Raw genomic sequence first — 2,857 nt, forward strand, 5'->3', positions numbered from 1 at the left:
CGCCGCAGGGCGCGAGACCTCGCCCGACACCAAGCCGGACCGCCTTTGACGGCATCGATGCCGGCCGAGGCGCGGCGGCCTATGGCAATCGCGGCGCAGCCAGCCGTGGGCAGATCAGCATGCCGGCGGGCCGCGGCGGCGGAGGCGGACAGATCGGCGGCGGAGGTCGCGGCGGYGGCGCTCACATCGGCGGCGGCGGCCGTGGCGGCGGCGGGCATATCGGCGGCGGCGGTGGCCGCGGGGGCGGTGGTGGTGGTCGCGGTGGACGGCGCTGATTGGGGGACATGATCATGGCACATCACGCTCGATTTTCAGTCCCGGTCTCGCTCGCGGTCCTGTTGATGGCAGGCCCTGCCGCAGCCCAGCAGAGCTTCCCCTCCCCCGATGCGGCGTCCAGCGCGCTGGTCGAGGCGGCCCGGGCGCGCGAGCCCGGCATGCTCGATCGCATTTTCGGGCCGGGGGCCCGCGACGTGCTGAGCACCGGCGACGCCACGCTGGACCGCGAACGACTCGACCGGTTCAATGAGGCCGCAGCGGAATCCGTCACCCTGACGCCGCGCGACGACGCGACGCGGATCCTGACGATCGGGAAACGCAAGTTCGAGTTCCCGATCCCGATCGTCCGACGCGGCGAGGCCTGGATGTTCGATGTCGCGGCCGGGCGTAGCGAAATCCTCAACCGCGCCGTCGGCGAGAACGAACTGCGCGCCATCGAGGCCTGCCAGGCCTATATCGGCGCCCAGCGCGAATATATCCGGAAGGACCATGATGGCGACCAGGTGCCGGAATATGCCCAGAACCTGATCTCGACGCCCGGTACGCAGGACGGGCTGTACTGGCCGAGAACCGGGCAGGCCGATGTCAGCCCGCTCGAGGGCGCCCTGAGCGAGGCCCTGCTGGATCGCGGGAACCGAACCTATGCCGGCTATCGCTTTCGCATCCTCAAGGCACAAGGACCTTGGGCGCCCGGCGGCGCGCATTCCTATGTCGTCAACGGCAACATGATCGCTGGCTCTGGCCTCGTGGCCTGGCCGGCCGAATGGGGCAAGACCGGCGTCATGACCTTCATCTGCGGACATAACGGGGTCGTGCTGCAGAAGAATCTCGGCTCGAAGACCAGCGCCTTGGCGGAGCGCCTGCTGCGCTACGACCCCGACAGCAGCTGGGCGCCAGTCGAATAGGCGGGGCAGCCCCCTCCGGCACCTCTCGAGGTGCCGGGGCCGCGCGCCGTGACTTTCATGTCGCAGCAGCAGTGCGCACGGCAGTTCCCGCAATGGCGAGACGGGTCGCGGGAGCGCGAGATCCCGCTCTCAAGGCCGCAGGCCGTTCCCGAAGAAGTCGGTCTGTCGACCGGGGCTCCCGAGGTCCTGCTGGACATAGGCGGGCCCGCCGCCCCCCGATCCGGACGTCTCGCGCGAAACGCATCCCACCAGTCCCATCAGAGCCAGCACTACTAGGTAGAAACGTCTATTCACGGAGGCCTYCCTCGGCGGGTTCCCAGAGCGCGGAAAATTAAACGCCGCGACGATGGGATGACATCAAGTCATTCTCAATTCTCTGTGCGAACAGACAATGCCGATCGTACTTCCAGATGCAAGCCGCCAAGGCAAGCATGCCGCCGTTGTGATCGACTGTCCCGGATTTCCGACAAGCAGTGGCTTCACTATCGCATCGTTAGCTTCCACGAGCAGATCCGACAGCGCCGAGAGGTGGAGCTTGCGGAGATCGGCGATGCTGCGGAAGTCAGGTCGGTTCAGTCCGGTCACCGCCCCCACGTCGACCCGCTCGTCGCAGGCGCAGCCAAGCTGCCGCGATGATGCCCCGGCTGTAGCCGTAGAGAACAGCGCCACCATCATCCCGGGATGATCAGGTGGATAGCCCCGTTCCTCCGAAGGCACTGAAGCTTCGCAACCTCAGCTTCCTCGCTCGGGACCGGATGGACAACCTATTGAGACCTCACATCTAGGCTTGACCATCGACTTGAGCCTGAGGGCGAGGTGCGCCACTTCGAGGCGATCACCGGCGCGACGAAGGCTCAAACTGAGGCAAGCGCCTCATTGACCTCACGTTCGATTTCCAATGCGAGAGCGCGGTACTCCTCCGCACGGGCCTCTCCGGCCGGCGAAGTTATTTTCTCCCAATAGGAAGCGGCCTCACATGTCACCTGGTAAACTTCGCAGAGATCGAGCAGTCCCGCACCACTGCTGCATTTTTGACGTAGCTCCATCCGCCGCTGCGGCCAACGAAGCATGAGCCTTGCAAGTCCGCGCTTTTGTACGTCATTCATGCTGCCATCCACCGCGGCATCACCACCGCTGATATTCGGCCCACGCCCTMGGCACAGTCGCCGACTGAGGATCAATCCACGATCAAAGGCCCCTAACCCGCGGTAGTCTCCTAAGGGCTCGCGTTGGGACCCCAAGCATCCGACCGGGCGTGAAGCTTGAAAAGCCGCCGAAGAGGATCGAAAGGAGGCCGGTCATCGGTTCTCCATTGCTGATAGCCGCTATGATTCGACGGCCCCCGCGCCTATCGGGCCAATCTTTCGACCTGCCTTTGGCGGCACCGTAGTCCAATCGGGGCCGTCATCCGAAGATCATTTGAGAAGGCTAAATGTCGCTTTGTGAAGACATCGCCATTTCGCTGAATGGATCAGCAGTCTGCATCTCGAAAATTGATTACTGCGGCACCGGAACCTTCTCCCAGGTCTTGTCGGGGTCGTATGAGCGCATCCGCGTCGCGATCCGGCTGGTCCTGGGTCCCAGATCCTTCTGATACACCGTGCCTTCGTGGTTCACGATGAAGCTCATGACGCCGGAGTTGCCGTATTCGGCGGGATAGGCGAGCAGAGCGAAGC

The 2,857-nt window shown here is 64.5% G+C and carries 4 protein-coding genes and 1 pseudogene; 2 read left to right on the forward strand and 3 right to left on the reverse strand.

The genetic code is table 11. The features are described from left to right. Positions 1 to 275, forward strand: a 275-nt coding sequence (locus tag AC1DRP_RS35990) for a hypothetical protein (protein WP_476771077.1), incomplete at its 5' end; no start/stop codon positions are given. Between the two features lie 15 nt (positions 276 to 290). Further along, the gene (locus tag AC1DRP_RS35995) at positions 291 to 1,181 is read left to right on the forward strand and encodes a DUF2950 domain-containing protein (protein ID WP_476771078.1); all 891 of its coding nucleotides are present in this window, start codon (positions 291 to 293) and stop codon (positions 1,179 to 1,181) included. A 498-nt stretch (positions 1,182 to 1,679) separates the two neighbouring features. Here the strand turns inward: AC1DRP_RS35995 and AC1DRP_RS36000 are convergent. From AC1DRP_RS36000 to AC1DRP_RS36010, 3 genes and pseudogenes are all read right to left on the reverse strand, one after another. After that, positions 1,680 to 1,892 (reverse strand): annotated as a pseudogene (locus AC1DRP_RS36000) (transposase); the annotation flags it as partial. Positions 1,893 to 2,035: 143 nt separating this feature from the next. Further along, a complete protein-coding gene (locus AC1DRP_RS36005) occupies positions 2,036 to 2,287 on the reverse strand; it encodes a hypothetical protein (protein ID WP_441509160.1) in 252 nt (83 codons plus the stop codon). A 391-nt stretch (positions 2,288 to 2,678) separates the two neighbouring features. After that, on the reverse strand, positions 2,679 to 2,857 hold a 179-nt coding region (locus tag AC1DRP_RS36010; protein WP_476771079.1), incomplete at its 5' end, for a DUF2950 family protein.

Source organism: Allobosea sp. 01N443, assembly GCF_056399325.1.